General features: G+C 59.7%; 25 protein-coding genes. 18 read left to right on the top strand and 7 right to left on the bottom strand.

Annotated elements, in window-relative coordinates:
- Positions 1–72: 72 nt before the first annotated feature.
- From thiE to accB, 3 genes are read right to left on the bottom strand one after another with little or no spacing between them, the layout of a single operon-like run.
- Positions 73–720 (bottom strand): thiamine phosphate synthase, encoded by a 648-nt coding sequence (gene thiE, locus WBG04_RS07705; protein WP_424313823.1) that lies wholly within the window; start codon positions 718–720, stop codon positions 73–75.
- 13 nt (positions 721–733) lie between these two features.
- Positions 734–2,086 carry an acetyl-CoA carboxylase biotin carboxylase subunit gene (gene accC, locus WBG04_RS07700; RefSeq protein ID WP_424313822.1) on the bottom strand — a complete coding sequence of 451 codons (1,353 nt, stop codon included), beginning with the start codon at positions 2,084–2,086 and terminating at the stop codon, positions 734–736.
- Between the two features lie 42 nt (positions 2,087–2,128).
- On the bottom strand, positions 2,129–2,596 hold the full coding sequence (accB, locus tag WBG04_RS07695) for an acetyl-CoA carboxylase biotin carboxyl carrier protein (RefSeq protein ID WP_424313821.1): 468 nt from the start codon (positions 2,594–2,596) through the stop codon (positions 2,129–2,131).
- Positions 2,597–2,783: 187 nt separating this feature from the next.
- Between accB and trmB the strand changes: the two genes are divergently transcribed.
- Positions 2,784–3,395 carry a tRNA (guanosine(46)-N7)-methyltransferase TrmB gene (gene trmB / locus WBG04_RS07690; RefSeq protein WP_424313820.1) on the top strand — a complete coding sequence of 204 codons (612 nt, stop codon included), beginning with the start codon at positions 2,784–2,786 and terminating at the stop codon, positions 3,393–3,395.
- On the opposite strand, the gene WBG04_RS07685 is transcribed toward trmB, so the two are convergent.
- The 3 genes from WBG04_RS07685 to WBG04_RS07675 form a co-directional block, all read right to left on the bottom strand.
- Entirely contained in the window at positions 3,392–5,623 is a 2,232-nt protein-coding gene (locus tag WBG04_RS07685) for a ComEC/Rec2 family competence protein (protein WP_424313819.1), read from the bottom strand. The genes trmB and WBG04_RS07685 overlap by 4 nt on opposite strands.
- Before the next feature lie 4 nt (positions 5,624–5,627).
- Positions 5,628–6,317 carry a tetratricopeptide repeat protein gene (locus WBG04_RS07680; RefSeq protein ID WP_424313818.1) on the bottom strand — a complete coding sequence of 230 codons (690 nt, stop codon included), beginning with the start codon at positions 6,315–6,317 and terminating at the stop codon, positions 5,628–5,630.
- 156 nt (positions 6,318–6,473) lie between these two features.
- The gene (locus WBG04_RS07675; RefSeq protein WP_424313817.1) at positions 6,474–6,857 is read right to left on the bottom strand and encodes a type II toxin-antitoxin system RelE/ParE family toxin; all 384 of its coding nucleotides are present in this window, start codon (positions 6,855–6,857) and stop codon (positions 6,474–6,476) included.
- A 372-nt stretch (positions 6,858–7,229) separates the two neighbouring features.
- Here WBG04_RS07675 and WBG04_RS07670 point away from each other — a divergent pair, with 372 nt between their 5' ends.
- From WBG04_RS07670 to WBG04_RS07605, 14 genes are all read left to right on the top strand, one after another.
- The gene (locus WBG04_RS07670) at positions 7,230–8,087 is read left to right on the top strand and encodes a hypothetical protein (RefSeq protein WP_424313816.1); all 858 of its coding nucleotides are present in this window, start codon (positions 7,230–7,232) and stop codon (positions 8,085–8,087) included.
- Between the two features lie 87 nt (positions 8,088–8,174).
- Positions 8,175–9,443, top strand: coding sequence for an urea ABC transporter substrate-binding protein (gene urtA / locus WBG04_RS07665; RefSeq protein WP_424313815.1), 1,269 nt, complete (start codon positions 8,175–8,177; stop codon positions 9,441–9,443).
- Positions 9,444–9,599: 156 nt separating this feature from the next.
- Positions 9,600–11,240 (top strand): urea ABC transporter permease subunit UrtB, encoded by a 1,641-nt coding sequence (urtB, locus tag WBG04_RS07660; protein ID WP_424313814.1) that lies wholly within the window; start codon positions 9,600–9,602, stop codon positions 11,238–11,240.
- Positions 11,241–11,246: 6 nt separating this feature from the next.
- Positions 11,247–12,380, top strand: a complete 1,134-nt coding sequence (gene urtC / locus WBG04_RS07655; RefSeq protein ID WP_424313813.1) for an urea ABC transporter permease subunit UrtC — start codon at positions 11,247–11,249, stop codon at positions 12,378–12,380.
- The gene (gene urtD / locus WBG04_RS07650; protein ID WP_424313812.1) at positions 12,377–13,171 is read left to right on the top strand and encodes an urea ABC transporter ATP-binding protein UrtD; all 795 of its coding nucleotides are present in this window, start codon (positions 12,377–12,379) and stop codon (positions 13,169–13,171) included. Before urtC ends, urtD begins: the two co-directional genes overlap by 4 nt.
- Positions 13,172–13,213: 42 nt before the next feature.
- Positions 13,214–13,927, top strand: a complete 714-nt coding sequence (urtE, locus tag WBG04_RS07645) for an urea ABC transporter ATP-binding subunit UrtE (protein ID WP_424313811.1) — start codon at positions 13,214–13,216, stop codon at positions 13,925–13,927.
- Positions 13,928–14,062: 135 nt separating this feature from the next.
- Positions 14,063–14,365 (top strand): urease subunit gamma, encoded by a 303-nt coding sequence (locus tag WBG04_RS07640; RefSeq protein WP_424313810.1) that lies wholly within the window; start codon positions 14,063–14,065, stop codon positions 14,363–14,365.
- Between the two features lie 62 nt (positions 14,366–14,427).
- The gene (locus WBG04_RS07635) at positions 14,428–14,739 is read left to right on the top strand and encodes an urease subunit beta (RefSeq protein ID WP_424313809.1); all 312 of its coding nucleotides are present in this window, start codon (positions 14,428–14,430) and stop codon (positions 14,737–14,739) included.
- A gap of 140 nt (positions 14,740–14,879) precedes the next feature.
- Positions 14,880–16,643, top strand: a complete 1,764-nt coding sequence (ureC, locus tag WBG04_RS07630) for an urease subunit alpha (protein WP_424313808.1) — start codon at positions 14,880–14,882, stop codon at positions 16,641–16,643.
- 53 nt (positions 16,644–16,696) lie between these two features.
- Positions 16,697–17,233: an urease accessory protein UreE gene (locus WBG04_RS07625; protein WP_424313807.1), complete on the top strand. Its 537-nt coding sequence runs from the start codon at positions 16,697–16,699 to the stop codon at positions 17,231–17,233.
- Positions 17,230–17,976: an urease accessory protein UreF gene (locus tag WBG04_RS07620; protein WP_424313806.1), complete on the top strand. Its 747-nt coding sequence runs from the start codon at positions 17,230–17,232 to the stop codon at positions 17,974–17,976. The genes WBG04_RS07625 and WBG04_RS07620 overlap by 4 nt, the downstream gene beginning before the upstream one ends.
- Before the next feature lie 114 nt (positions 17,977–18,090).
- A complete protein-coding gene (ureG, locus tag WBG04_RS07615; protein WP_424313805.1) occupies positions 18,091–18,702 on the top strand; it encodes an urease accessory protein UreG in 612 nt (203 codons plus the stop codon).
- Between the two features lie 80 nt (positions 18,703–18,782).
- Complete coding sequence (locus WBG04_RS07610; RefSeq protein WP_424313804.1) at positions 18,783–19,610, top strand: urease accessory protein UreD; 828 nt, start codon at positions 18,783–18,785, stop codon at positions 19,608–19,610.
- 35 nt (positions 19,611–19,645) lie between these two features.
- Positions 19,646–19,870 carry a hypothetical protein gene (locus WBG04_RS07605; protein WP_424313803.1) on the top strand — a complete coding sequence of 75 codons (225 nt, stop codon included), beginning with the start codon at positions 19,646–19,648 and terminating at the stop codon, positions 19,868–19,870.
- A 184-nt stretch (positions 19,871–20,054) separates the two neighbouring features.
- Here the strand turns inward: WBG04_RS07605 and WBG04_RS07600 are convergent, their stop codons facing one another.
- On the bottom strand, positions 20,055–20,585 hold the full coding sequence (locus tag WBG04_RS07600; protein WP_424313802.1) for a phospholipase D-like domain-containing protein: 531 nt from the start codon (positions 20,583–20,585) through the stop codon (positions 20,055–20,057).
- Positions 20,586–20,858: 273 nt separating this feature from the next.
- On the opposite strand from WBG04_RS07600, the gene WBG04_RS07595 reads away from it, so the two are divergent.
- From WBG04_RS07595 to WBG04_RS07585, 3 genes are all read left to right on the top strand, one after another.
- Positions 20,859–21,590: a PEP-CTERM sorting domain-containing protein gene (locus tag WBG04_RS07595; protein WP_424313801.1), complete on the top strand. Its 732-nt coding sequence runs from the start codon at positions 20,859–20,861 to the stop codon at positions 21,588–21,590.
- A gap of 340 nt (positions 21,591–21,930) precedes the next feature.
- Positions 21,931–23,643, top strand: a complete 1,713-nt coding sequence (leuA, locus tag WBG04_RS07590; protein WP_424313800.1) for a 2-isopropylmalate synthase — start codon at positions 21,931–21,933, stop codon at positions 23,641–23,643.
- A 446-nt stretch (positions 23,644–24,089) separates the two neighbouring features.
- Positions 24,090–26,438, top strand: a complete 2,349-nt coding sequence (locus WBG04_RS07585; protein ID WP_424313799.1) for a DEAD/DEAH box helicase family protein — start codon at positions 24,090–24,092, stop codon at positions 26,436–26,438.

The following is a 26,438-nucleotide window of genomic DNA, read 5'->3' as shown; positions in this document are numbered from 1 at the left end:
CGCGAAGGGGTATCGATGGAAGCTGCTACGATGGCAATGATAAGGATTGGGATTCAACGTCGCTGGCGCCTCTCAAGCCGGATCCAAGATCAGGCGTGTCTCGTGAACGGCCGCAGTGATGTCCTTCGCCTTCAGCCAATCGGAAACGATGACGACGCGACGCCCGCCGGCTCCAATGACCTCCGCGAGATTGTCGCGTTTGATCCCGCCGATGCAGAAGACGGGGATTTGAGTGCCGACTTCGCGCTCAACTTTTCCAATATCCTTCATCCCGATTCCGGGACGTCCTGCTTTGGTCGGAGTGGGAAAAAGGGGGCCAAAACCGATGTAGTCGAATCCTTCTTCGAGTGCTTGACGCGCTTGATCCGGCGAGTGGGTGGATCTTCCCAGAAACATCCCGCTTCCGACAAGCCTGCGTGCCTCGGCAAGGCTTCCGTCATCCTGGCCGAGATGAAGCCCATCGGCCTCAAGCTCGACGGCGATCTCGGGAAAATCGTTGACGATGAAGGGGACGCCCGTCTCCCGGCAAATGGGTCGGATGCGCTCGCCCAGCTCGAGGATCGATGGCGGGTCCCACCCTTTGGCGCGCAACTGGATGAGATCCACGCCACCCTTCAAGAGCTGGTGGGTGACCGCTTCGGCATCGTCTGGCGAGACGTAGCCGGTATCGACGATCCCGTAGAGACGAGCGTCGTCGAGCCCGTGATTCACGCTATTCATCCTGATCGCGGAATCAGCCCTTGCGCTCTTCGAGATACCGCGCCACCCAGCCGATATCGTAGGTGCCGTTCTTGAAGTCGGGGTGGTCGATGATTTCCTGTTGGAAAGGAATCGTGGTGTGAATGCCGTGGATCATGAACTCACCGAGGGCCCGTTTCATTCTCGCGACCGCGATCTCGCGAGTCGCTGCGGAGACGATCAACTTGGCGATCATTGAATCGTAGTGAGGCGGCACGGTGTAGCCGGAATAGACGTGGGTATCGACACGCACTCCCTTGCCTCCCGGTGCATACCAGAGATCGATTTTGCCCGGGCTGGGTGTGAAATTGTTGAATGGGTCCTCCGCATTGATCCGGCACTCGATCGAATGTCCGCGAGGGATGGATTTGAGGACGTGGTCGGAAAGCGGTTCTCCAGCAGCGATCCGGATCTGCTCCTTGATGAGCTCGCAGCCCTGGACTTCCTCGGTCACGGGATGCTCCACCTGAATGCGGGTGTTCATCTCCATGAAATAGAAATTCTCCGCCTTGTCATCGACGAGGTATTCGATGGTGCCGGCATTCTCATAACCGATCGCCTTGATCAAATTCACCGAGGCATCTCCCATTCGCTTGCGGAGCTCGGGAGTGAGCAGGGGCGACGGACACTCCTCGATGATCTTCTGGTTGCGGCGCTGCATCGAGCAATCGCGCTCACCAAGCTGGATGAAATTTCCGTGGCGATCGGCGATGACCTGGAACTCGATGTGGTGGGGATTGAGCACCAGCTTCTCGAGGTAACAGTCGCCATTGCCAAAGCAGGCGATCGCTTCATTTGAAGCCGCCTTGTAGAGTGCTCGAAAATCCTCCTCCTTGAGGCAGGGACGCATGCCCCGGCCACCGCCACCAGCAGTCGCCTTGATCATCACGGGGAAGCCGATTCTCCTGGCTTCAGCAAGACCCTCATCCTCGTCCGCCAGGATTTCCGAGCCGGGCGTGACAGGCACTCCGTTGGCCAAGGCCGTGGCCCGGGCCGTCGCCTTGTCACCCATGGTCGAGATCACCTCGGCCGATGGGCCGATGAACTGAAAATTGCAGCTGGCGCAAATGTCGGCGAAGCGCGCGTTCTCGGACAAGAACCCGTATCCCGGATGAATCGCCTCGGACTCGGTGATTTCCGCCGCCGCGATGATCCGATCCGCCTTCAGGTAGCTGTCCTTGCTCGCCGCCTTGCCGATGCACACGGCTTCATCGGCCAACTGAACGTGCATCGAATCGACATCCGCCTCCGAATAAACGGCGACCGATTCGACACCGAGCTCGCGGCAGGCGCGGATGATTCTGAGGGCGATTTCACCCCGGTTGGCGACAAGAACGCGTTTAAACATGGAGACGAATTTGGAATTGGCGGATCGAAAGAGATCGGAGAATCACTTGATGCTGAACAAGGCATCCCCGAACTGGACCGGAGCACCTTCGTCGATGAGTACGGCGGTTATCGTACCTGAGCGCTCGGCCTTGATCTCGTTCATCACCTTCATCGCCTCGATGATGCACAGGGTCTGACCTTCACTGATGGTGTCGCCGACGCTGACGAAATCGGGAGACTCCGGATTAGGCTTGCGGTAGAAAGTCCCGACCATGGGAGAGGTGATTTCCTCGCCTTCTGCCGCGGGAGTCGCAGCAGCTGCCGGAGCCGCGGCCACTGGTGTCGCAGCGACCGGTGCCGGAGCAACGGGGGCTGCCGCCTGAGGAAGCGCGGCGAGCAGGCCCTTGAGCGAATCAAGGTCCGGGCCTTTTTTGAGCTTCAGGTGGAAACCCTCCCTCGACATGTCGAAGTGGGTCAGTCCGTGCTCGTTCATCAGCTCTACAATTCTGCGAAGTTCCTTGAGGTCCACGGTGGTTTGGAAGGGAAAGAGGTTTCGATTTGCGAGACACCGGCGGCATCTCGTTCGGAAGAGTTAGGGATTCCCGGGAAAGAGCGTCAAGCGGGAACCCTTCTCACTGCTCCCGGCGGACCCAGTCCCGGGCTCCCCAATAATTCGACTTGTCAGTTCCCCTTCAGCCCGCTGCCTAGGGGAACCGATGACCAAACCAATCGCCCGAGTGCCCGAATCTCACGAATTCATGCCGACCGATTACTTTCGGCAGGTGGACAAAGCCGAGATTTTCCCAGCTGATCAGGCACTCGAAGTGGATCTCGGCTGTGGCGACGGGTCATTTCTGCTCGGGATGGCCGAACATTACCCCGACCGCAATTTCCTCGGAGTGGAACGTCTGCTTGGCCGAGTGCGTAAGGTCTGCAAGCGCGCCCATCGTCTCAAGTTACAGAATTTGAGGACATTGCGACTTGAGAGTCGCTACACGGTGGAATGGTTGCTCGCTCCCGGCTCGGTCTCACGGTTGCATCTTCTTTGCCCGGACCCGTGGCCCAAGATCCGCCACCATCGCCGGCGGCTGGTTCAACAGGATTTCCTCAAAGCGGTTCATGCCGTGCTCGAGCCAGGCGGAGAATTCTTGTTCAAGACGGACCACGATGAGTATTTCGAATGGGCTCAGGAAAAGGTCGCTGAGTTCGGCCGCTTCGAGTCCCTCGACTGGCCTGAAGACGCGTTCTTCTACCCCAAAACCGACTTCCAGATCCAGTGGGAAGCGGAGGGTAAACGCCTCCAGGGCCTGCGACTCAGAAAAGTTTAGGGCTTCTCCAGTCGGATCACTCTCCCATCGAGAAAACCAGTCAGGACGAGTGCTCCGTCGCTTTGAAGAAGCGTGACGGCTCCACTTTCGCCCTGATGGAAGACTTCGATTCCCCGACTTTCGCAGGACTCCCGCCACCCATCCGGCACCCGCTGCTCAGGTGGAAATTCCGCGTGAGTGCAGATCACCACCCGCGCGCCGTTCGCTTCCAAGAAGGGAACTCCGAGTGACGCATCGTGAAGATGACGACCCGCCACAATCACGTCTGCCGCCAAATCCACGCCACTTCGGATCATGGCCCGTTCGACGGCCCATCCCGCGTCGGACATGAATAGAATCCTCCAACCGCGCCAAGTCAGGCGCACCGGCATCACCCGCCCATCCGCGACATCATTCCAGTTCCAGGCAGCAGGTTCCCACAACACCTCGAGAGTCGTATTACTACCAAGATAGTAGATCCGCCCCTCCTGTCCGCGCATCAAATTCACATCCCGCTTCTCTCCAGCGGCAAGCAGATCACGAAAGTTCAAGCTCTTGGCCCGCAGCACGGGCAAAAGCCCTTCGGTGATCGGAAAGGCATCGATCGCCTCGATCATGCCTCCGACGTGGCCGCCATCCGGATGGGTCGCGACCAGTCTCTCCGGGCGCAACGCCATTTCACGTAGTGAGGGCATGACGATCCGCTCGAAGCTTCGCCGACTCCCCGCATCGATCAGCAGACAGCTCTCTTCATCACGCCAGACCGCCGCCCCGTCAGCCCCGAGATCATAGACGATCATGAACTCATCGGCTGGGCGTCCATGTGGAACCGCAAAATTACCGAAGGGAACAGCCGCCCCGGTTTCGGCGACCTTCAAGGCCGTCCACGCCAGTCCGGAGTTCAGCCTGTTTGCTCCTTCGGAGACCCTCGGCAAGGGAGACATCAACGCGGAAAACAACGCCAGAGCAAGCAAGGGGAACACGACCACAAAAAGAGCCACACTTGCAAATACCGAGATCGGCGTCATCAAACCGAAATGGAGCGCGGTCAGCGGTGCCGAACCCAGCCACGCCGATGTTGAAACCGTCAGCATGTCGGCGAACCAGCGCCTCACCTTCAACCACCGCTCTTGCCATGGAGTATACAAAGAGCGGGGTAAATAGGGCTCCATCCAGGCGATCCATGCAAAGGCCCGACCCACGCCGTAATGGAGCAGTCCAATCGCCATCACGACACCAAAGGAAAGCTGCACACCCACCTGAAACAGCAGGTCGCCATCGCGAAGCAGCATCAGCAAGGCCGCCAGTCCCAGCGCATTGATCAGATCCGGACGCCTGCGGAACCAGAAGGCGCCCAACACCACCGCCGCCATCCAAGCGGCGCGCATCGCCGGCGGCTTCATCCCCGTCAACCACGCGTAGCCGAACATCAGCAGCACCAAAGGCAGCACCGCTCCTCGTCGCGAGACTCCCGCCACCCGCAGAACGATCCAACCGATCAAGCCCACCATCCCCACGTGCAGCCCGCTTACCGCAAAGATGTGAAGCGTCCCACTCCGACGAAACGGCTCGATCAGCACATCGTCGTCCGGGTGCTCGCCCAGCACCACCGCACGAATGATCGCGACCTCTTGGGAAAGTGGATCGAGACCGCGGGTGACTGCCTCACGGAAAGCTCGCCGCACCCCGTCGCCCAGCGCAAACCATCGGGAGGGCTCTTGTTTCACAACGAGCCCGCCATTCGAACGGAAAACCGCAAAGGCTCCGAGACGATCAAGCCAACGGGCGACATCAAACTGTCCTGGATTCCTCGGGATCTCGGGCGGCTCATAAAAACCCCGGCCGCCGACGATCGAGCCTGCAAGCGGTGGCTGGCCCCTCCCGAGAAGCCAAACCCGGTCGCCACTCCCGCTGACTTCCGCCAAGGACAACCAACCCCGACCCGCCGCCCTCGGTGCCCCGATCAGACGTGCTTCGATCGGGCCTTCAATCCCCGCACCCATCGCCTGCTTCAGCTCGGCGCGCCGCGTCACTTCCGAGAAATGCAAGCTTCCCGCCAAGGCGGACAAAGCCCCTGCTCCGATCAACAGCCGCCACTTTCCCGCGCAGCCGAGCAGCGCGACTAAAAGGAGCCAAGCCGACAGCCCCAACCACCACCATCCATCCGCAGCCATGACCGCCGTGGCCGCCAATCCAGCGGCCCACAACAACGGGTGGCGCTCCACCGCCCGGCGGAGCTTTTCCGCCATCACCTCAGACGACTCCCCAATCGTGGAGCCTGGTTCGAGCGTTTGCCGAGTGGCGGGTTTCCGGGAACTGTTCGATCACTTGCTGCAGAATCGATACAGCGGACGTTTGATCGGAAAGATCGTCCTGATAGACTTCAGCCAAACGGAACATCAGGAAGGCCGCATCACTCTCCTCCCACTCTTGCCCCTCAATCGCCTGCCTCAAGGTCGCCGTGGCACCAGCAGGGTCACCCAGTTGCTCTCGTTGGATCTTGGCGATTTCCACGTAGGGCAGCCGGTTCATGGGCTCCGCCGCCGCCGCATCCCGGAAAGCACCAATCGCTCCCTCCCAATCACCCTGCGCCATCTTCGCACGAGCGTCGTGCATGACATCTTCTTCGACCATCTCCGCACTATCATAGACGGCGTGGGTGAAGCGGTGGGCAATCGCAGGGAGCACATCGACGACGAAAATCACCCCCACCAGACCTGCTGTTAGAAATGCCAACAGGATGCCTGACAATCCCTTCTGACTGCGAATGCTTTCCGCCTGCTCGCGCAGCGACGCAACCTGATCCATTTCCTCGGCACTCCCGCTCTCATAAGCCGTGGCCCGCTCTTCGAGCATTTCCGCCTCTTTGTGACCCGACTGCATGAACCACACCCAACCACCACAGATCGCAAGGCCCAAGAGGACGTAGAAAAACCACTTCATGAGTCGGAACCCTAGCAGACTCGCCCGACCCGACAAAAAGCAAAATCGACGCGCTGACGCTGGTAGTTTGACCAGGAGAGCACGGGTCCCGACGCCCGACGCCCCACCTCAGCCAAGGGAGCCCCGAGAAGACATCATTGGAGCGAACCGTGAGTTTCAGACCTTCCGAGCTGCCCGACCTTCGTCAATCAGCTTCCAGAAATGCTTCGACTCCGCGAGCTCCTCGTCCTCGGCCAGCGGGATCTTTGAGCGGAATACAAAGTCCGAAAAGGTTCCCTTGTGAAGCACCCGATGCACCACCACCGAGCCATCCTTGACCTCAAAGTAGACCCGCCAGTCCTCGGCCCGATAACGATAAAGCCTCTTCCCATCCCGCTCGATCATCCCGTAGCGGTCTCCATCCAAGCTCTCCAGATCCTCCTGACTCACCCTGAACTGATCCATCAGCTCCAGTTGCTGCAGGGTATCGAGCCGGGAGAGTTCGGCCGCACTGATCTCGTTGAAAACGATCTGAAACACACCGCAGAGCCTAAGAGACATGAACCACAATCCAAGTGCCAAAGTTCGAAACGACCCACCCTGCCCCACGCTTCCCAGACAACAAAACTTTCGTGCTCGTGTCATAAAATTCAGCTTTTCGAAAGTTCACTCACGATTTCCATTTGTCTCAAATCGTTGTTTTTTCGCCCCTATTTTGACTTTTTGGAAAATTTCAGGAAACCCGGCTTCCCTCTGATGAATCATATTTATCGATAGTAATTCATTAGATTAGTCCGGCTCATACTCGATCCGGCCGTCCCATTTACTGGCATACCCCATGCTGTTGTCCGGCACCTGATCCTCGATTCCCGGCACCCAGCATAGGGCCTCCGGATCCGCGGTTCATCCAACCAACAACCACAATAAGTACTGATGAAAAATCAATCCACCGGGAACCTCCGACTTGCAGCCCTCACTGCAGTGATTGGCACGGGTCTCAGCGCAATCGCCTACGCAGGCACTCCAGCACCAATGGTCGAGGAAGTCGCGGTTGTCGAAGACGACAGCGTTGTCTCCGGCTCGCTCAGCTTCGACCTGAATTCGCACTTCATGTCCTACGGTCTCGACGTTTGGGGCGGTGGTGACAGCTTCGGCGGCAACTCCACCTTCAATCCGTCTCTGGAATTGAGCTGGGGTATTACCGACAACTTCTCCCTGATCCTCGGAACTTGGTGGGATGTAAACAACAATGTCACATCTTCGATTGGCGGCGACCTCCAGGAGGTGGACGTCTGGGCCGGTGGCTCGTATGCCATGGGTGATTGGAGCTTCACCGCTCTCTATCAGGCATGGATTTACGGCGGCGACACCGAGAAGGTTTTTGACTTCTCCGTGGGTTACAGCATCACCGACAGCCTGAGCGCCTCGCTGCTCTGGCACAACCGTAACAGCCCCGGTGCTTCGGGTGGTCAGAACGGAAACATCCTTGTTCCAGGCATCGAATACGCCTTCGATCTCGGACCAGTTTCCTTCGCCGTTCCTGTTGCTGCCGGATTCTTCCTTGAAGATAGCTTCCATCCTGGCACCGCTCTCGTCCCCGTAACCGATTCGGGATTTGGCTACTTCTCCGTCGGCCTGAGCGCTTCATACGCGCTTCCGATTGACGACAAGTTCGGCGAGTGGGATATCCACGGTGGCATCACCTACTTCGCCACTGAGGACGACGTCATTCCTACCAACCCAAGTGACAGCTTCTTCACTTGGAACGTCGGCATCGGCTGCTCGTTCTAAACTCCCCCTCCTGAAGGCCCTGCAGACTACTCCCTGCAGGGCCTTCTTTCTTCAATACCCCAATATCCCCACCATCAGAATATGAACATGTCCCGCTCACGCTTCCTCAGGGGAAGCCTCGCCGCCGCCACACTCTCAGTCACCGGTTTTGCCCAGGCTGAAGACGATACCGTCAAGGTTGGCGTACTCCACTCCCTCAGTGGCACCATGGCGATCTCCGAAGTCTCACTTCGTGACGTCCTCCTCTTCACCTTCGACGAGATCAACGCCAACGGCGGTGTGCTCGGCAAGAAAATCGAGCCGATCGTCGTCGATCCCGCTTCTGACTGGCCGACCTTCGCTGAAAAGGCCGAGCAGCTGCTGGTCCAGGACAAGGTCGCCGTCACCTTCGGCTGCTGGACTTCGGTCAGCCGCAAGTTCGTGCTGCCTGTTTATGAAAAGCACAACGGCCTCCTCTTTTACCCCGTCCAGTACGAAGGAGAGGAAATGTCTCCTAACATCTTCTACACCGCCGAAGCCGTCAACCAGCAGGCCATCCCTGCCGTCGACTACATGCTCGAGGAAGGCTTCAAGAAGTTCTACCTCGTCGGTACCGACTACGTCTACCCGCACACCACCAACACCGTTCTCGCCGAGTACCTTCAATCGAAGGGCATCCCACTCGAGAACATCGGCGGTGGCATCTACAAGGATGAAGAAGGCAACGTGATCGCACCGGGCAAGTACACGCCCTTCGGTTTCTCGGATTACCAGCAGATCGTTGCTGAAATCAAGGCTTTCGCCGCATCTGGTGACGCCTGCGTGATCAGCACCATCAACGGTGATTCGAACGTTCCTTTCTTCAAGGAATTCGCCAGCTCCGGACTCACCTCCGAGGACTGCCCGGTTGTTTCCTTCTCGGTTTCCGAGGACGAATTCCGCGCCTTCCCTGCTGAGAAACTCGTCGGCCACCTCGGCTGCTGGAACTACTTCATGTCGATCGACACCCCTGCCAACAAGAAGTTCATCGCGGACTTCCAGGCATGGCTGAAGACCACCGACGTTCCCGGTATCGAAAAGGAAGGCCGCGTGACCTGTTCCCCAATGGCTCTTTCCTACTGCGGTGTCTACCTCTGGAAGGCTGCGGTTGAAAAAGCTGGCACCTTCGATGTCGACAAGGTCCGCGAGGTTCTTGAAAACGACGCCATCTCTTTCGATGGCCCGCTTGGAAAGATCACCTCGATGAAGAACCACCACTTCATCAAGAACGTCTACATCGGTGAGACGCTCGAGGATGGTCAGTTCGAAATCATCAAGACCTTCGAGCAGGTTCCAGCGGAACCGTTCCTCAAAGGTACTTTCATGAAGTCCGAGTAAACCTTCATCTAACATTTCCCTTCGGTTGCTGAGAAGGGTTGACCGGCACCCAAGCGGAGCGCATCCCGCCTTGAGTGCCGGTCTTTTTTATTTCAACTGAAACTGTCAGTTTTAGTTGGAGACTAGGCATGAGAACAGCTCATGGAGCGGTAGCTCATGAAATGGATCTTCCTGCTATTGCTCTCCCTGCTTGCTGTCTGGCCCGGAGCCGTCGCGCAGGATGACGAGGAAGCCGCCCCTCAGACTTCGGCTCGCGAGATCCTCACTGACCTCATTCTCGAAAACGGAGAGCAGGACACGAACCTCGAACTCCTCAGCGAGCACGGCGACGCCATCATTCAGGAAGTCGTCGCCGCCTGGCGAATCGGCAAGATCCAGATTGCCACGAACGGCGAGTCCCGCACCGCCCTCATCGAGCGAGACGATGCCCTTTACGAGCTCCTCACCGATGCACCCTTCGCCGGCAATCCCGAGAACGTCGAGAAGAGCCGCCCGAGCAGAGCGCTCCGTAAGGAACTCAGTCGCCTGGTCGATGTCATCGACCTCGTCTCCCCCGACCTGAACATCCGCGCAGACGCGGCCCTCAAGCTCGGGTCCAGCCAGTCGCTTGACTACCTTCCTGCTCTCAAGGCCAATCTTCCCAAACAAAAGAACTCGAAGACCCGCGAAGCCTTCGAAGAAGGCATCTGGATTTCCCTCCTCGCCAACGGCAGCACCGCCGAGAAAATCAGCTCGCTCGAAGGCCTCACCGACGACCCCTCCGTCTATGCCCGCAGCTTCATTGAAAAACTCGTCACCGAGCTGGAAGGCGACACCAGCGACGATGCCGAGCTCCTGCGAAAAAAGGCTGGCGAAGCACTCGTTGCCACCACCAAGCACGAGAAGACGATTGAGAATCTCGGCACGCTTTTCCGCGGACTCAGTACTGGTTCCGTTCTACTGATCGTCGCTTACGGCCTTGCCATCACCTTCGGCCTGATGGGCATCATCAACATGGCCCACGGCGAATTCATTGCCATCGGTGCCTACACCGTCTTCGTCGTCCAGACCTTCTTCGCCGAACGTTTCGGAGTCGGCACCGCCGCCTACGAAAGCTATTTCCTCTGGGCCATCCCCGCGGCCTTCCTCACCGCCGCCTTCTTCGGTGCCCTTTTGGAAATCGGAGTCATCCGCTTCCTCTACAAACGCCCGCTCGAATCCCTGCTCGCCACCTGGGGCGTCTCGATGCTCATCCGCCAGGGCCTGCGCATGCAGTTCGGCTCAGCCAACGTGATGGTCGACGCTCCGCAGTGGCTTTCCGGCAACGTCACCGTCGGCGACGTCACCATGCCCTATGCCCGGCTCTTCGTCATCGGCTTCGCGGTCGTCGTCGTCTTCATCACCTGGTTCATTCTGCGCCGCACCAAAGTCGGCCTGCACATCCGCGCAACCATGCAGAACCGCCAGATGGCCTCATCACTCGGCATCCCCGCCAAGCGTGTCAACCTCTTCACCTTCGCCTTCGGTTCAGGCCTCGCCGGACTCGCCGGGGCCTTCCTCTCCCAGATCGGAAACGTCGGTCCGGAAATGGGGCAAATCTACATCGTCGATAGCTTCATGGTCGTCGTTATCGGCGGCGTCGGAAATCTTCTCGGAGCCGCCGTTTCCTCGATGGGCATCGGCATGTTCGACCAGGGGCTCCAACCGATTCTCGGACCGGTCCTTGGCAAGGTCCTCGTCCTCTTCGCCATCATTCTCTTCCTCCAATGGCGACCCGGCGGACTCTTCCCCTCCCGTTCACGCAGCCTCGACGATTGATCCAACATGTTGTCCGACACTTCAAAACAACGCGTCGAATGGGGCATCGTGGCACTGGTTGCCATGATCACCCTGATCCTCCTGCCGTGGTTCAACACCTTCAGCGAAGACTCCGCCCTTTATGTTTCCAGCTTCCAGCTCCGGGTCTGGGGCAAGTACCTCTGCTTCGCGGTTCTGGCCATGAGCCTCAACCTCCTTTGGGGTTACACCGGGCTGCTCTGCCTCGGCCAGAACCTCTTCTTCGCCCTCGGTGGCTACGCGCTCGGCATGCACATGATGCTGATGATCGGACCCGACCCGGTATACAACAGCCCCTTGCCCGACTTCATGGACTTTCAGGGCTACGCCGATCTTCCCGCCCATTGGGTGCCCTTTGAAAGTTTCCCCTTCGCCGCCTTCGCCATCATCTGGGTGCCGGGACTGCTCGCCTTCATCTTCGGCTTCCTCGCCTTCCGCTCGCGAATCAAAGGCGTCTATTTTTCGATCCTCACCCAGGCCCTCACCTACGCCGCCTGCTCGCTCTTCTTCCGCAACGAGTTCACCTTCGGTGGCAACAATGGCTTCACGGACTTCAAGACCCTCCTCGGTGCCGACCTCCGCTCGGAAGCCACCACCCGCACCATCTTCATGTGCAGCGCGGTGCTCATGATTGGCGTCTACCTCTTCATCGGATGGCTGCTGAAAACCAAGTTCGGCAAAGTCCAGCAGGCCGTCCGCGACAGTGAAAATCGCGTCCGCTTCTCGGGCTACTCAACGACCTCCTTCAAGCTCTTCATCTTCACCCTCTGCGGCATCATCGCCGCCCTCGCCGGTGCCCTCTATGTCCCTCAGGTCGGCGCCATCAACCCCTCGCTGATGCGCACCTCCTACGGTCTCGACATCGTCGTCTGGGTCGCCGTCGGCGGCCGCGGCACCAAATACGGACCCGTCATCGGAGCCATCCTCGTCAACCTCCTCCAAAGCTACTGCACCCGCCACTTCGCCGACTACTGGATGATCATCCTCGGCGCGCTCTTCCTGATTGTCGTGCTCTTCATGCCGAACGGCATCGTCGGTCTGCCCGCCCAATTCCGGGCACTTCGCGAAAAATGGACTAAGCGCCAGAACGAAACCATCGAACCCGCCACCGAAACCCCATGAGCACGTCCGTCCTCCATCGCGATACCGACCTCGTCCTCTCGGTCGAAGGCGTCAACAAGACCTTCGACGGCTTCAAGGCCATCTCGGACCTCAACTTCTATCTCGGCGAAGGCGAACTGCGCACGATCATCGGACCCAACGGTGCCGGCAAAAGCACCTTCATGGACATGATCACCGGCCGCACCCGCCCCGATACCGGCACGCTCACCATGCACAAGCCGGACGGTCACGACATCGACCTTACCAAGCTTCCCGAATTCAAGATCAACCGCCTCGGCATCTCGCGGAAATTCCAAACGCCGAGCGTCTACACCCAGCACAACGTCTACGACAACCTGCTGCTGTCCCTCCCCCGCTCCCGCGATCTTTTCTCCTCGATCTTCTACAAGGAAAGCGCCGAAGACCGCGCCCAGATCGAAGAAGCTCTCGAAACGATTCGTCTCCAGGACATGCGCCACGAGATCGCCGGCAACCTTTCCCACGGCCAGAAACAGTGGCTCGAAATCGGCATGCTGCTCGCCCAGAAGCCCTCCATCCTGCTCGTCGACGAACCCGCCGCCGGCATGTCCGACGACGAAACGGTGAGAACCGGCGAACTCCTCATCTCGCTCGCTGGAAAGCACAGCCTGATCGTCATCGAACACGACATGACCTTCGTCAAACAGATCGCCCGCGACGGAAAAGTCACCGTCCTCCACCAGGGCACCGTCCTCTGTGATGGCAAATTCGACGAAGTCCAAAACAACCCCAAAGTCCGCGAAGTCTACCTCGGTCGCGGCAAAGCCGCCTAACAAGGAGCGGCGACTTCAGTCGCCATCCAATATTCAACGTTCATGTCCGCCATCCTCTCACTCGACTCCGTCGAAGCCGACATCGCCGGCTCCCGCATCCTGCGCGGCGTCACCCTCGAGGTGAAACCCGGTGAGGTCGTCGCCCTGATGGGCCGCAATGGCGTCGGCAAGACCACCACCCTGCGCACCATCGTCGGCATCCTCCCGAACCGCAGCGGCAGCATCACCTACGAAGGCAAACGCATCGACAAGGTCGCCACCGACGTCCGCGCCCGAGCCGGCATCGCCAACGTTCCTCAAGGCCGCGACATTTTCCCCCACCTCACCGTCGGCGAAAACCTCCAGGCCGGTCTCACCGTCAAACGCCGCTCAAAAGGTGAGGCCCGCGAGGCCCTCGAACGCGTCTACTCGCTCTTCCCCGTCCTCAGCGAAATGACCAAACGCAAAGGCGGTGTCCTCTCCGGCGGCCAACAACAGCAACTCGCCATCGGTCGCGCCCTCCTCACCGATCCCAAACTCCTCATCCTCGACGAACCCACCGAAGGCATCCAGCCCTCGATCATCGACCACATCGGCGACACCCTCAAAATGCTCAAGAAGGAAGGCACCCTCGCCATGCTGCTCGTCGAACAATACGTCGACTTCTGCCGCGAAACCGCCGATCGTTTCTATGCCATGGACCGCGGCACCGTCTCCGCCTCCGGCGAAATCGCCGAACTCACCGACGAGCTGGTCAAGGAGCACCTCGAAGTCTGAACGGTGATCAGTCTTGGAAGAAATTGGACCAAGATGGATGGGATGAATGGGAAATTTTCTGAAATCAAATCCTAACCATCCTATCCATCTTGGTCCAAAAACCGTATAAATTCTCCCCTCAACCAAATTGACAAGATGCACCTCACGCCTCGCGAACAGGAGAAGCTCATGATCGTCACGGCGGCCGATCTCGCCCGCAGACGCCAGGCCCGCGGCCTCAAGCTCAACTACCCGGAAGCCGTCGCCATCATCACCTACGAGATCATCGAAGGCGCCCGTGACGGCAAATCCGTCGCCACCCTCATGGACGAAGGCACCCGCCTGCTCACCCGCGACGACGTCATGACCGGCATCCCGGAAATGATTCACGAAGTCCAGGTCGAAGCCACCTTTCCCGACGGCACCAAACTCGTCACCGTCCACCACCCGATCCCCTGACAGTCTTTAGCCAGGGTACCTTTCCCTGAAAACTGAACACTGAAAACCAGCAATCTTTTCCCATGATCCCCGGCGAAATCATCACTCCTCAGGATGCCCCCGACCTCGAAGCCAACGCCGGCCTCGACACCCTAGAACTCGCCGTCGCCAACACCGGTGACCGCCCGATTCAGGTCGGTAGCCACTTCCATTTCTTCGAAGTGAACAGCGCCCTCAAATTCGATCGCGCCGCCTCACGCGGCTACCGCCTCGACATCCCCGCCGGCACCGCCATCCGTTTCGAGCCCGGTGACGAACGCTCCGTCCCCCTCGTCGCCCTCGCCGGCCATCGCACCGTCCACGGCCTCAACAACCTCACCAACGGCCCCATTTAATCTCCACGCCCGGACCGCTGACTTTAGTCGGCGCCGCAACCCCAGTAAATTTCGCGTAATTTCGCCCTTTTCGTTGTTAAAAACTCCACAACCCCGCCTTTGCGCCCTTGGCGACTTGGCGTTTCAAACTTTCTAACAGGATGAACAGAATCCCCCGCCGCCAATACGCCGAAACCTACGGCCCGACCACCGGCGACCAGGTCCGCCTCGCCGACACCGAACTCTTCATCGAAGTCGAACGCGACCTCATCGCGGAGAACGGCGGCTACGGCAACGAGATCAAATTCGGCGGCGGCAAGGTCATCCGCGACGGCATGGGCCAATCCCCCACCGCCAGCTGCGAAGAATCCCTCGACCTCGTCATCACCAACGCCCTCATCCTCGACGCCACCCTCGGCATCATCAAAGCCGACATCGGCATCAAGCACGGCCGCATCGTCGGCATCGGCCACGGCGGCAACCCCGGCATTCAGGACGGCATCGGATCCATCTACCCCGATCCCGAAACCGGCCAGCTCAATCCGATGATCGTCGGCGCCGGCACCGATGTCATCGCCGGCGAAGGAAACATCGTCACCGCCGGCGGCATCGACTCCCACATCCACTTCATCTGCCCCCAGCAAATCGAGCACGCCCTCGCTTCCGGCGTCACCACCATGCTCGGCGGCGGCACCGGCCCATCGACCGGCACCAACGCGACCACCGTCACGCCCGGTCCCTGGTACATGCACCGCATGCTGGAAGCCGCCGACGCCTACCCGATGAACCTCGGTTTCCTCGGCAAAGGCAACGCCTCCACCGAAGCCCCGCTCGAAGAACAGATCCTCGCCGGTGCGATCGGCCTGAAGCTCCACGAAGACTGGGGCACCACCCCCGCTGCCATCGACACCTGCCTCACCGTCGCCGACAAATTCGACGTCCAGGTCGCCATCCACACCGACACCCTGAACGAGTCCGGCTTCGTCGAAGACACCCTCAAAGCCATCGGCGGCCGTACCATTCACACCTACCACTCCGAAGGCGCCGGCGGTGGCCATGCCCCCGACATCATCAAAGTCTGCTCCCACCCGAACATCCTCCCTTCGTCCACCAACCCGACGCGACCTTTCACCGTCAACACCCTCGACGAGCACCTCGACATGCTGATGGTCTGCCATCACCTCGACTCGAAGATCCCCGAGGACGTCGCCTTCGCCGAAAGCCGGATCCGCCCGCAGACGATCGCCGCCGAAGACATCCTCCACGACCTCGGAGCCATGTCGATGATCTCGTCCGACTCCCAAGCCATGGGCCGTGTCGGCGAAGTCGTCACCCGCACCTGGCAGACCGCGCACAAAATGAAGGTCCAGTTCGGCAAACTCGAATCCGAAGACCATCCCGCCGCCGACAACTTCCGCGCGCTCCGCTACGTCGCCAAATACACCATCAACCCTGCTCTCGCTCACGGCATCGCCCACGAAGTCGGCTCGATCAGTATCGGAAAACTCGCCGATCTCGTCCTCTGGAAGCCCGCCTTCTTCGGCGTCAAACCCGAGCTCATCCTCAAGGGCGGCATGCTCAACTGCGCCAACATGGGCGACCCCAACGCCTCCATCCCGACTCCGCAGCCGACCTTCTACCGCGAGCAATTCGGTGCCCACGGCGCCGCCCGCACCAGCACCTGCCTGACCTTCGTCTCCCAAGCCTCCCTCGACGACGGCATCGCCGCAAAGGTCAACTGTCAGAAGCAGTTCGTCGCCGTCAAAAACTGCCGCAGCGTCACCAAATCGGACCTCCTTTTCAACGACGCCCAACCCGACATCGAAGTCGACCCCGAGACCTACACCGTCAAAGCCGACGGCAAAATCCTCACCTGCGAACCGATGGCCGAGCTCCCCATGGCCCAACGCTACTTCCTCTTCTGAACAAGCCGTGGCATGACCGTCCCGGTCATGATCAATCACCTAATTCCAAACCCATGCTCATCACCACGCTCCCAGACAAAGTCGACGACTCCCTCCCCGAGATCACCATCGACCTCGACCGCCACACCCTGCTCAAACGCCGCTGGCGCGCCACCGCCTCCGATGGCACCGAGCTCGCCCTCGACCTTGAGGAACCCGTCACCCACGACACCACCATCGCCGTCACCGACAGCGCCCGCTACGTCGTCAAGCAGCGCCCGGAAGCCGTCCTCATCATCCCGCTCCCCGAGAACACCGACGACGCCGCCCGTCTCGGTTGGTTCTTTGGCAACCAGCACCTCCCGGTCGAAGTCCGCCCCGACTGCCTCCTCGTCGAAGACCTCCCGACCCTCGCCGACGCCATTCACCGCAACCACATCGCTCACCACCACGGCAACGAAGTCTTCCAAGCCGACCCTCACTCACGCTCCGCCGGCCACGGCCATGGCCATGCCCCTTCCCACAACCACGACGAGCACGTCCATTCCCATGGTGGCCACGAACACTCCCACGGCGTGGCGGCGGATTCCATCCGCCAAGCCAAACCATGAGTCATTTCAAACCAGCGAGCCTCGATGAACCGGCGTGGCGGATAAAACCCGCCGCCACTAGCTGGCTCCCCGCGCTCCTTCAACTTTCCGACTCGACCCTTCCTGTCGGAGCCTACGCGCATTCCTTCGGACTCGAAGGCCTCGTCCAAATGGGTGCCGTCTCTGACATCGGCGACCTTGAGCGCTTCCTCACACGAGAAATGCTCAGCACCCTCACCGAAGTCGAACTCCCCCTCATCCGCCATTCCCGCACCGCCCTCGAGAACAAGGACCTCGCCACCCTCACCCGCCTCGACCATTTGGCATTAGCCACCCGCCCCACCGCCGAGCTCCGATCCTCCTCCACCCGCATGGGCCGCCAACTCCTCAAGCTCGCCCCCCAGCTCCTCGGCGAAGAACTCACCAAGTCCCCCGCCTGGCAACTCGTCCTCGACTCCCTCCCCCACCGCCAGACCGCGACGGCAACTGCCATACTTCATCACTTCCGTGAAGTCCCACCCAACGCCGGCCTCCACGCCACCACCTGGCAGACCCTCTCCGGACTCGCCCAGGCCGGCCTCAAGCTCCTCCACCTCGGCCCCGCCGGCATCCAGGGCATCCTCGCCCGCTGTGCCGATGCCATCCCCAACGCCGTCGCCGCCTCCCTTTCCATCCCCGAGGAAGCCATCGGCTCCTACACCCCCCTCTGGGACATCGCCTCCTCCCGCCACGAACGCGCCCCCGCAAGACTCTTCATTTCATAAAAGAAAACTTAGCCGCGTCGCTCCAGCCGCACCCAGAATCCAAAACATCAACAACCCCGAAACCTTGGCGAACTTTGCGTCTTGGCGTTTCAAAACTCTAAATCCAACAACCATATGTCCCTTATCCGAGTAGGAATCGGCGGCCCCGTCGGCTGCGGAAAAACCACCCTTTGTCGTGTCCTTTGTGAAGCCTTTCGCGATCGCTGCGACATGGCCGTCATCACCAATGACATCTACACCCGCGAGGACGCCAAGATGCTCGTCGCCGCCTCCGCCCTACCGCCCGAGCGCATTCTCGGCGTCGAAACCGGCGGCTGCCCGCACACCGCCATCCGCGATGACATCTCCATGAATCTCGAAGCCGTCGACGAGATGAAAACCAAATTCCCCGACCTCCAGGTCGTCCTCATCGAGTCCGGCGGCGACAACCTCACCGCCACCTTCTCCCCCGAACTCGCCGACGTCTTCATCTACGTCATCGACGTCACTGAAGGCGACGACATCCCGCGCAAAGGCGGCCCCGCCATCGCCCACAGCGACCTGCTCGTCATCAACAAAGTCAGCCTCGCCCCCCATGTCGGAGCCGACGTCGAACTCATGAAGCGTGACACCATCGCCAAACGCGGCGACCGCCCTTTCCTCTTCACCGACCTGAGAAACGGCCAGGCCGTCGACGAGCTCATTGCCTGGTTCGACAAACACGTCCTCTTCACCGACCTCAAATAGGGGAGCGTGGGCGTCCCGCCCACTAATCAACCCCAGCTTCATCAACCCCGTTCTTCCACTTTTTACTTTTTACTCGGCACTTGGCACTCACTTCCAAATCCGTCGACTCCCAACTCACCCTCAAGTTCGAGTCGCACCAAGGCGTCACCCGCCTCACCCATCGTCAAGCCGGGGGCCTCTGCCACATCGGCAAGCCCTACTGGGATGGTCGGACTTTGCTCACCCAGCTCATCAACCCCACCGCCGGGCTCTTCGCCGGCGACCGCCTCGACGCCAAGGTCACCCTCGGAGAAAGCGCCTCCGTCCTGCTCAGTTCCCCAAGTGCCTGCCGCCTCCACACCATGGAAAGCGGCAGTTCGGAAGTGACCCAGGCCTTCCAGCTCGGCCCCCACTCCCACCTCGAAGTCCTGCCCGACCTGCTCATCCCGCAAGCCTCATCCCACGGCAGCATCCAGACCCGCATCGACCTTCACCCCAGCGCCTCACTCGCCTTCCTCGACATCCTCGCACCCGGTCGCCTCGCCCACGGTGAATCCCTCGCCTTTCGCCACTTCGCCACCGGCTTGGACATTCTTTGCGACGGCATTCCCCTCGTCCGCGAGCGCGCGCGCCTCACCCCCTCCACCGACGCCTGGCGACTCCAGACCTCCGACCGCCAACCCGCCTTCGTCGCCACCCTCTGGCTTCATCTGCCGCAATCCGAAAATTTCAGCGATCTCCTTGCTTCCAGTGAATCTCTGTTTTCAGCAAGTGATCTCCACATCGGGGCAACCCAACTTGGCTCCCATATCGGCGCCATCCGCCTGCTCACCACCAGCAGCCTCTTGCTTCGAAAAAGCTGCCTCCAACTCCGCGAACACCTCTCTCAATCCGTCCTCCAGCTCCGCACCCGCACCGGCAAGCTCTGACTGGTATGCCACCTGCTCTTCACCTTCAAAATAGAATGAAAACCACCATCCTTTCGACCGCCAGCCTGCTCGCCACAATCGCCACCGCTGCCGCCCACCCCGGCCACGACCACAGCAGCCTCAGCACCCCGGAATTCGCCTGGCACCACCTGCTCACCGGCGGCTTCGTCGGCGTCGCCACCATCTCCGTCGCCTGGTTCGGATACCAAGCCTTCCGCAAGCGCCGTGAAGTCGCGCCTGATAAAGTCAAGAAGCGCTAATCCGCCGGAAAAGCCCCGCCCCCGAGCGTTCGTAGTTCCGCCTTCAGGCGGTGGGATTGACTCCCTCTTTTCGAACCGACTCCATCACATCAAGGAGCCCCAACCCATCCCACCACCTAAAGGTGGAACTACAAACCACGCCAAACCGCCTTTGTAGCAGCTGCGCAACCCGGAGGACGAGCCGTCACTCCTCCCCATCCAGCGGATCCGGACACCGGCTCCGCAGCCGACACCGCCCGCAAAACTCTCCCAAAAAAAGCTCATCCGTCCACTCCATCAGCCGCGTCACATCCTCCCTCTCATCAGTCAGGAATCCCGCCTCGAAGTTCCGCTTATCCGGATGCTTCGCTCCCATCCCGGCTCCCGTTAAATTCGGTGAGCCAACGAATGCCCTCCGCCCATCCGCAATCACCGCCTTGGTGTGAACCCGCGGACATAGCGCCCGCTCAAAGAGATCACTTTCCACCAGCACGGGAAATCGATCGAAGTCCTTCCGAAACATCGGACCCGGCTCCTTCGCGTGGATCAACCTCACCCCCACCCCGCTCTCCACAAGATTGGCCAGCACCGAGAGCAGTGGCACCGCCCGTCTCCCGCGCACCACGTGCAGATCCTTGATATCCGCCGTCACGATCCACAGAAATTTCTCTGCCTCCACCATCAGCCCCTCCACCACCCGGGGATAGATCTCTTCGTTCAGTAGCAGCTCGCGCACGATATTTTCTACACCTAGCGCCCCCCGTCCACGAGAACGAAGGCTCTAGGGTGCGGTGGCAGAGCGTAGCGGCAACGAAGCATTGCGACACCCTAAAAACACCACTTCTAATGAAAGACTTCTCCAATCAAAGAGCCCTCTTTCGTCTTCAATCCCCAGGCTCGCACCGAGCCATACCTCATTGAACCAGCTCCGGTCCACCGATCGGAAATCTTTCGGTTTCGTCACAATACCTTTTTTGACAAGCTGAGGTCGGTATAGACCAATGAAGCTATGAGGAAGGGAATTATCTCGTTGTTACTCGCGCTCAGCCCGCTACAAGCCGCGACAGTCTTCAACATCACAGAAGTGTATTTCGGACTCTCGGACGCCGATGGCACCGTGGATTGGATCGAAATCACCAACACAGGCGATATGCCCGGTAGCACACTTGGACTCTCCTACAACAATGACCTGAGTTTTGGCAACTCTTCGGCGCCGCTCCCTGACATTTTGGTCAGTCCAGGCGACAGCGTTGTTTTTCTGATCGATAATCGCGATGAACCTGTGGGTGAAGCGGTCGCACGATCCAGCTTCGAATCGGTTTGGGGAACGGGAGTAAATTTGGGATACCTTCCCTTCCCCGCGGCCAACCCCAGCACATTTTCAGACCTGCTGAGGCTTCTCGATGGCGACGGAAACATCGTCGAAAGCGTGGCATACGGATCCCCCTTCGGAAACCCGAGCGACGGTTCTGACATGAGTTTTCGAAACTTCAATGCCGCCGGAACTGGAGACACCTTCTCAACCGTTCAATTCTCTAATGACGGAACTGCATCTGCCACGACATCCATTACGCCCGGAGCTTATGAGTCCAACAGCTTCGTCAATTTTGAACTGAGCGACGGGGACAATTTGATCAACCTCATCGGCTCTCCGGGCTTCGCGATTCCGGAGCCCAATTCGACAATCCTAGCTCTTCTCGGATTGTCCCTCGCCTTGCGCCGACGGCGGGCTGCGAGCTAGATTTCCCGGACTCCATTAAGTCCCAGCCGTTTTGCCTACGAAGGCGCGCTTACCTGCAAACTGCTTGCCGCAACCCTCTTGGGTTTGATCACCGTCCCCGGTCAAGCGGGGGCGGCGCTCTTGGTGTTCGCCTGTGTTTCGCCTTGGCAACCGACCTCGTCCGGGCCACCTTCCCCTCGCGATGACTCTCATCCTCAGCGGCCTCCTTGAACTCCCCGCCCTCCTTCTAGGGCTGGCCACCCGCTGATTTTCCCTCTTTCCTACCGCCCGTCAACACGGCCCGCCGCTCACCAGCGGCCAACCCCGCCTCATTGGCAAACTCTCGACTTTCCCATTCTCCATGAACCCATCCGCCATCTCAAAATATCGGCCTTTTCCCCCGGTCAAACTGTCCGACCGTACTTGGCCGGACGCCGTCATCGACCACGCCCCGATCTGGTGCTCCGTCGACCTGCGCGACGGCAACCAGGCCCTGCCGCAACCGATGTCGATCGAGGAAAAACTCGAGTTCTTCGACCTGCTCTGCCGCGTCGGCTTCAAGCAGATCGAAATCGGTTTCCCCTCCGCCGCCGACACCGAATTCAACTTCTGCCGCCGCCTGATCGAGGAGAACCGCATCCCCGAGGACGTCACCATCCAGATCCTCGTCCAGACCCGCGAGCACCTGATCCGCCGCTCCTTCGAAGCCATTGCTGGCGCGAAAAGAGCGATCGTCCACATCTACAACTCGACCTCGCCCCTGCAGCGCCGCATCACTTTCGGAAATGCCAGCCGCGAATCGATCCGCGACCTCGCCATCGAGGGCGCCAAGCTCGTCAAAGAGCTCGCCCCCACCATTCCCGACACCGAAGTCGTTCTTCAGTACTCGCCCGAATCCTTCTCCGACACCGAGCTCGATTTCGCCCTCGAGTGCTGCAACGCCGTCATCGACGTCTGGCAGCCGACACCTGAAAAGCGGATGATCATCAACCTGCCGGACACCGTCCAGTGGGCCACGCCGAACATCCACGCCGACATGATCGAATGGATGTGCCGGAACCTGAACCGTCGCGACTGCATCGACGTCTCCCTGCACACCCACAACGACCGCGGCACCGGCACCGCCGCCACCGAGCTCGGCCTGATGGCTGGCGCTGATCGTGTCGAAGGCACCCTCTTCGGAAACGGCGAACGCACCGGAAACCTCGACATCGTCAACGTCGCGCTGAACATGAACAGCCACGGCATTCAGACCGGCCTGAATTTCTCCAACCTCACCGACCTGCGTGCCGTCTATGAACGCGTCACCCGCATGAGCGTCAGCGAGCGCCACCCCTACGCCGGTGAACTCGTCTTCACCGCCTTCTCCGGATCCCATCAGGACGCCATCAAGAAGGGCCTCGACCTAAGGCAGGGGAGCGAGGGCGTCCCGCCCTCATCTTCAGCAACAGCGGGCGAGACGCCCACGCTCCCCTGGGCTGTCCCCTACCTGACCATCGACCCTCAGGACATCGGCCGGTCCTACGAAGCCATCATCCGCATCAACTCCCAGTCCGGAAAAGGCGGCATCGCCTACATCCTCGACCGCGAGCACGGCCTCGATTTGCCAAAAACCATGCACCCGCAGGTCGGCAAGACGATTTACGACCTCGCTGACGAACAAGGCCGCGAACTCACCGCCGACGAAATCCGCGACGCCTTCCACAAACTCTTCGCCAACGTCACCAAGCCGCTCAGCGTCACCGACTACGAACTCGTCCACCACTCGATCGAAAAAGGGCGCGTCGACTGTACTGCGTCCATCGTACTAGATGGCAAGGAAATGCGCATCACCGGCAACGGCAATGGCCCGATCAACGCCTTCGTCCACGCCCTGGAAAATGCCGAACTCAAAGACCTCAAGGTCACCGACTACCGCTCCCACGCCGTCCGCGGCGGATCGGATGCCAACGCCGCCGCCTACGTCCAGGTCCAGCACGACGACGGCCGTATCCTCTGGGGCTGCGGCATCGACCCCTCCATCGAAATGGCCGGCCTCAAAGCCCTCGTCACCGCCTGGAATCTCCTTCGCTGAAAAATGACCTGTGCCCTTTCCTCATAACGAAAAGCAGGATAAGATCCCCAAACGATGATCGATAAAACGCATCGAAGGTCGTCCCTAAAAGAGTTTCGGGAAAACCGTCCCGGAGCACAGGATCTCGACTACGTCTCGCGCCTCAACGCCATGGCGGTGATCTGCCGCACCCATCAAGATGAAGGATCAACTCAACGAAGACTTTCTCGCGTTCATCGAATTGCTCGAGGCAAAGAACGTTGAATACCTCACGAAACACTGCATCCCCACCTAAAACACCACTCTGCTGAGGACCAATAACCGACGGCTTCAACTTGAAAAAAGGATTCGACCTCGGAATCCGCACCACGGGAAGGGATCTGGCATGAAGGATTACGTCGTTTCAGCTCGCCGCCGGGGCACTTGAGAGCACAACCTGCCCTTAACTAATTCCTTCCTCCCTATCTGTGCCAAACGAAGCCCAAGCCCGGCTCACGATTGATCGTCTCCTCCGCGAAGTCGGATGGGACATCGAGAACCCGTCGCGGGTTTCAGTGGAAGAGGCCGCGGCGGATGGCAGAGCCGATTACGTCCTGAAGAATCAACGAGGCCAACCGATCGCTGTCATCGAGGCTAAACGCTTCACTACTGATCCCTACGGAGCCAAGAGTCAGGCAAAAGCGTACGCTGTCCAACTTGCCGCTCCGTTCGTCATTCTTAGCAACGGTCGTGATCACTACTTTTGGGAGCACGATCATGGCGACGCGAGACCAGTCGTCGGCTTCTCCAGCCCGGAAGATCTCGAACGCCGCGCCAACGTTCGCGTCCACCGGCTAGGCGACCTCGAGACTTCGATCCACGCCATACCCATCCCGCGAACTTTCCGATCTCAGGGGGAAGACTGCACCACACGACCTTACCAAATCGAATGCCTCGAAAAGGCCGATGAGGCTCTGATAACTGGCCGCCGCCGGATGCTCTTCGAGATGGCTACCGGAACGGGCAAGACAATGACCGTCGCCCTACTGATCAAGCGATGGCTTCAAGCCGGGGTCGTTTCTCGCGTCCTCTTCCTCGCCGACCGAATCGAACTCGCCCGCCAGGCTCACGAAGACTTCTCCGATTACCTTCGCGCCTTCCCTCTCAGCCTTCTCTTCAACGGAAAAAGAAGCATCGAAGGGCAAATCGTCGTCGGCACACTCGACACCATCGCCGGACAACTCGGTCCCGGTGGATTCGGCCACGCCCATTTCGATCTGGTTATCACCGATGAATGCCATCGCTCAATCTACAATACCCACCGCGCCACTCTCGGGCACTTTGACGCTATCCACATCGGCCTCACCGCCACACCGAACCCAGGTGAACTCCGTTGGGTAAGCCACCACGAACGCCAGCTTGTTCGCAGCACTTACATGTTCTTCGATTGTTGGGACAGCGCTGCCGAAGAAGGTCGCCCAACCTTCGGTTACACCTTGCGCGATGGCATCCGCGACAAGTTCCTCGCTGATTACCGCATCTACCTTGCAGAGACTCGCCTCACTTTCGAGGGAGTGGAATGGGACGACGAACAGTATCGTTTCTCCGACTGGGGAAAAACCGTCGAGTCCGTAGACCGCCTCAAACTGATCATCGAGGAATACTTTCGCGTTGAGGAAGAACGTCCCCAATCGCATCCGCGAAAAACCATCGTCTTCTCCGTCGGCGAACGCCAAGCGACGATCATTGCCCGTCTCTTCAACAAACTCCTGCCGGACGATGCCTGCCTGCGTATCGCCACCCAGACGAACCGCTCTCCCGGCGAAGTTCGTCAAAGCTTCGCCGAGAAAATCACCTGCTACTCGAACAATAACAATCCAAGGCCCCTCATCGACGCCTTCAAGTTTGATCCGCTACCGATTATTGCGGTTTCAGTCGACATGCTCGACACCGGCTACAACCACAAGGAGGTTGAAAACCTTGTAATGCTTCGCCCCACTTCCTCCGCACTGAAATACGCTCAGATGCGCGGTCGAGGCAGTCGCCTTTGCCCTCGGATCGGCAAAACAAGCTTCCTGATTTACGACTTCGTCAACAACCACGCCACCTTCAACGACTCAGCTCAGGAGTATCACCGCCCCCGCGCCGTCGGCAGACGCCCCGGAGAAGATGACGATGATGACACCGGCGGAGGCCCACCGCCGCCTCCTCCTACTCCCCCGCAACCACGTGAATTCGTCACCATTGCGGAAGGGGAGGTCAGCGATGAATTTCGAAGACGCGAGATGATCCTCGTCGGCCCCGAAGGTCTCGCCATCGACCGTCACGACTATCAGGACCGCTGGCGCGAGAGGGTGATTGAACTCCGCCAGACCGACCCCGTTGTCGGGCGTATTCTTTCTGGCGAAGCCGTCAGCGAAGACGAGTGGGAGGCACTCCGCTCGAAGCTTGCCAGCCCGGATTGGTATTTCGACGAGCACACTCTCAAAAAGGCCTTCGATCAGCCTTCCGGATCACTCGACGACTTCATCCGTGCTGCCCTCGGCCTAATTACCCTGCCCACCCGGGAAGAGCGGGTCGAACGCGCATTCAATGCTTGGCTCACTCAACATTCGGACGCCGAGCGACCGGAACAAGCCCACATTTTGAGCCTTTTGCGAAACGTCGTCCTCGCCTCCCTCAAGGAAACGAAATACCAAGTCCTCGACCCCATCATTTTCACCCGACCTCCCTTCACCTTCCTCGGGGGCCGTGTCCGGGCTGAAACGATCTTCGGCGGCCGCGATGGCCTCCGCGACGTACTCGAAGAACTCAACGCCATCATCACCGCAGCCTGA

It is taken from the genome of Haloferula sp. (assembly GCF_049672945.1).
In the GTDB taxonomy this organism is placed as follows: Bacteria; Verrucomicrobiota; Verrucomicrobiia; order Verrucomicrobiales; family Akkermansiaceae; genus Haloferula.
The sequence above is the reverse complement of the archived record's forward strand: the minus strand, read 5'-3'. Positions and strand labels throughout refer to the sequence as shown.

Coding starts and splice junctions, on each gene's coding strand:
- urtB (WP_424313814.1), top strand. CDS start 9,600: ATGAAATGGATCTTCCTGCTATTGCTCTCCCTGCTTGCTGTCTGGCCC.
- thiE (WP_424313823.1), bottom strand. CDS start 720: ATGAATAGCGTGAATCACGGGCTCGACGACGCTCGTCTCTACGGGATC.
- WBG04_RS07605 (WP_424313803.1), top strand. CDS start 19,646: ATGAAAACCACCATCCTTTCGACCGCCAGCCTGCTCGCCACAATCGCC.
- WBG04_RS07635 (WP_424313809.1), top strand. CDS start 14,428: ATGATCCCCGGCGAAATCATCACTCCTCAGGATGCCCCCGACCTCGAA.
- WBG04_RS07640 (WP_424313810.1), top strand. CDS start 14,063: ATGCACCTCACGCCTCGCGAACAGGAGAAGCTCATGATCGTCACGGCG.
- ureC (WP_424313808.1), top strand. CDS start 14,880: ATGAACAGAATCCCCCGCCGCCAATACGCCGAAACCTACGGCCCGACC.
- WBG04_RS07675 (WP_424313817.1), bottom strand. CDS start 6,857: ATGTCTCTTAGGCTCTGCGGTGTGTTTCAGATCGTTTTCAACGAGATC.
- urtD (WP_424313812.1), top strand. CDS start 12,377: ATGAGCACGTCCGTCCTCCATCGCGATACCGACCTCGTCCTCTCGGTC.
- WBG04_RS07680 (WP_424313818.1), bottom strand. CDS start 6,317: ATGAAGTGGTTTTTCTACGTCCTCTTGGGCCTTGCGATCTGTGGTGGT.
- accC (WP_424313822.1), bottom strand. CDS start 2,086: ATGTTTAAACGCGTTCTTGTCGCCAACCGGGGTGAAATCGCCCTCAGA.
- WBG04_RS07625 (WP_424313807.1), top strand. CDS start 16,697: ATGCTCATCACCACGCTCCCAGACAAAGTCGACGACTCCCTCCCCGAG.
- leuA (WP_424313800.1), top strand. CDS start 21,931: ATGAACCCATCCGCCATCTCAAAATATCGGCCTTTTCCCCCGGTCAAA.
- urtC (WP_424313813.1), top strand. CDS start 11,247: ATGTTGTCCGACACTTCAAAACAACGCGTCGAATGGGGCATCGTGGCA.
- WBG04_RS07620 (WP_424313806.1), top strand. CDS start 17,230: ATGAGTCATTTCAAACCAGCGAGCCTCGATGAACCGGCGTGGCGGATA.
- WBG04_RS07670 (WP_424313816.1), top strand. CDS start 7,230: ATGAAAAATCAATCCACCGGGAACCTCCGACTTGCAGCCCTCACTGCA.
- ureG (WP_424313805.1), top strand. CDS start 18,091: ATGTCCCTTATCCGAGTAGGAATCGGCGGCCCCGTCGGCTGCGGAAAA.
- urtE (WP_424313811.1), top strand. CDS start 13,214: ATGTCCGCCATCCTCTCACTCGACTCCGTCGAAGCCGACATCGCCGGC.
- WBG04_RS07595 (WP_424313801.1), top strand. CDS start 20,859: ATGAGGAAGGGAATTATCTCGTTGTTACTCGCGCTCAGCCCGCTACAA.
- WBG04_RS07685 (WP_424313819.1), bottom strand. CDS start 5,623: ATGGCGGAAAAGCTCCGCCGGGCGGTGGAGCGCCACCCGTTGTTGTGG.
- urtA (WP_424313815.1), top strand. CDS start 8,175: ATGTCCCGCTCACGCTTCCTCAGGGGAAGCCTCGCCGCCGCCACACTC.
- trmB (WP_424313820.1), top strand. CDS start 2,784: ATGACCAAACCAATCGCCCGAGTGCCCGAATCTCACGAATTCATGCCG.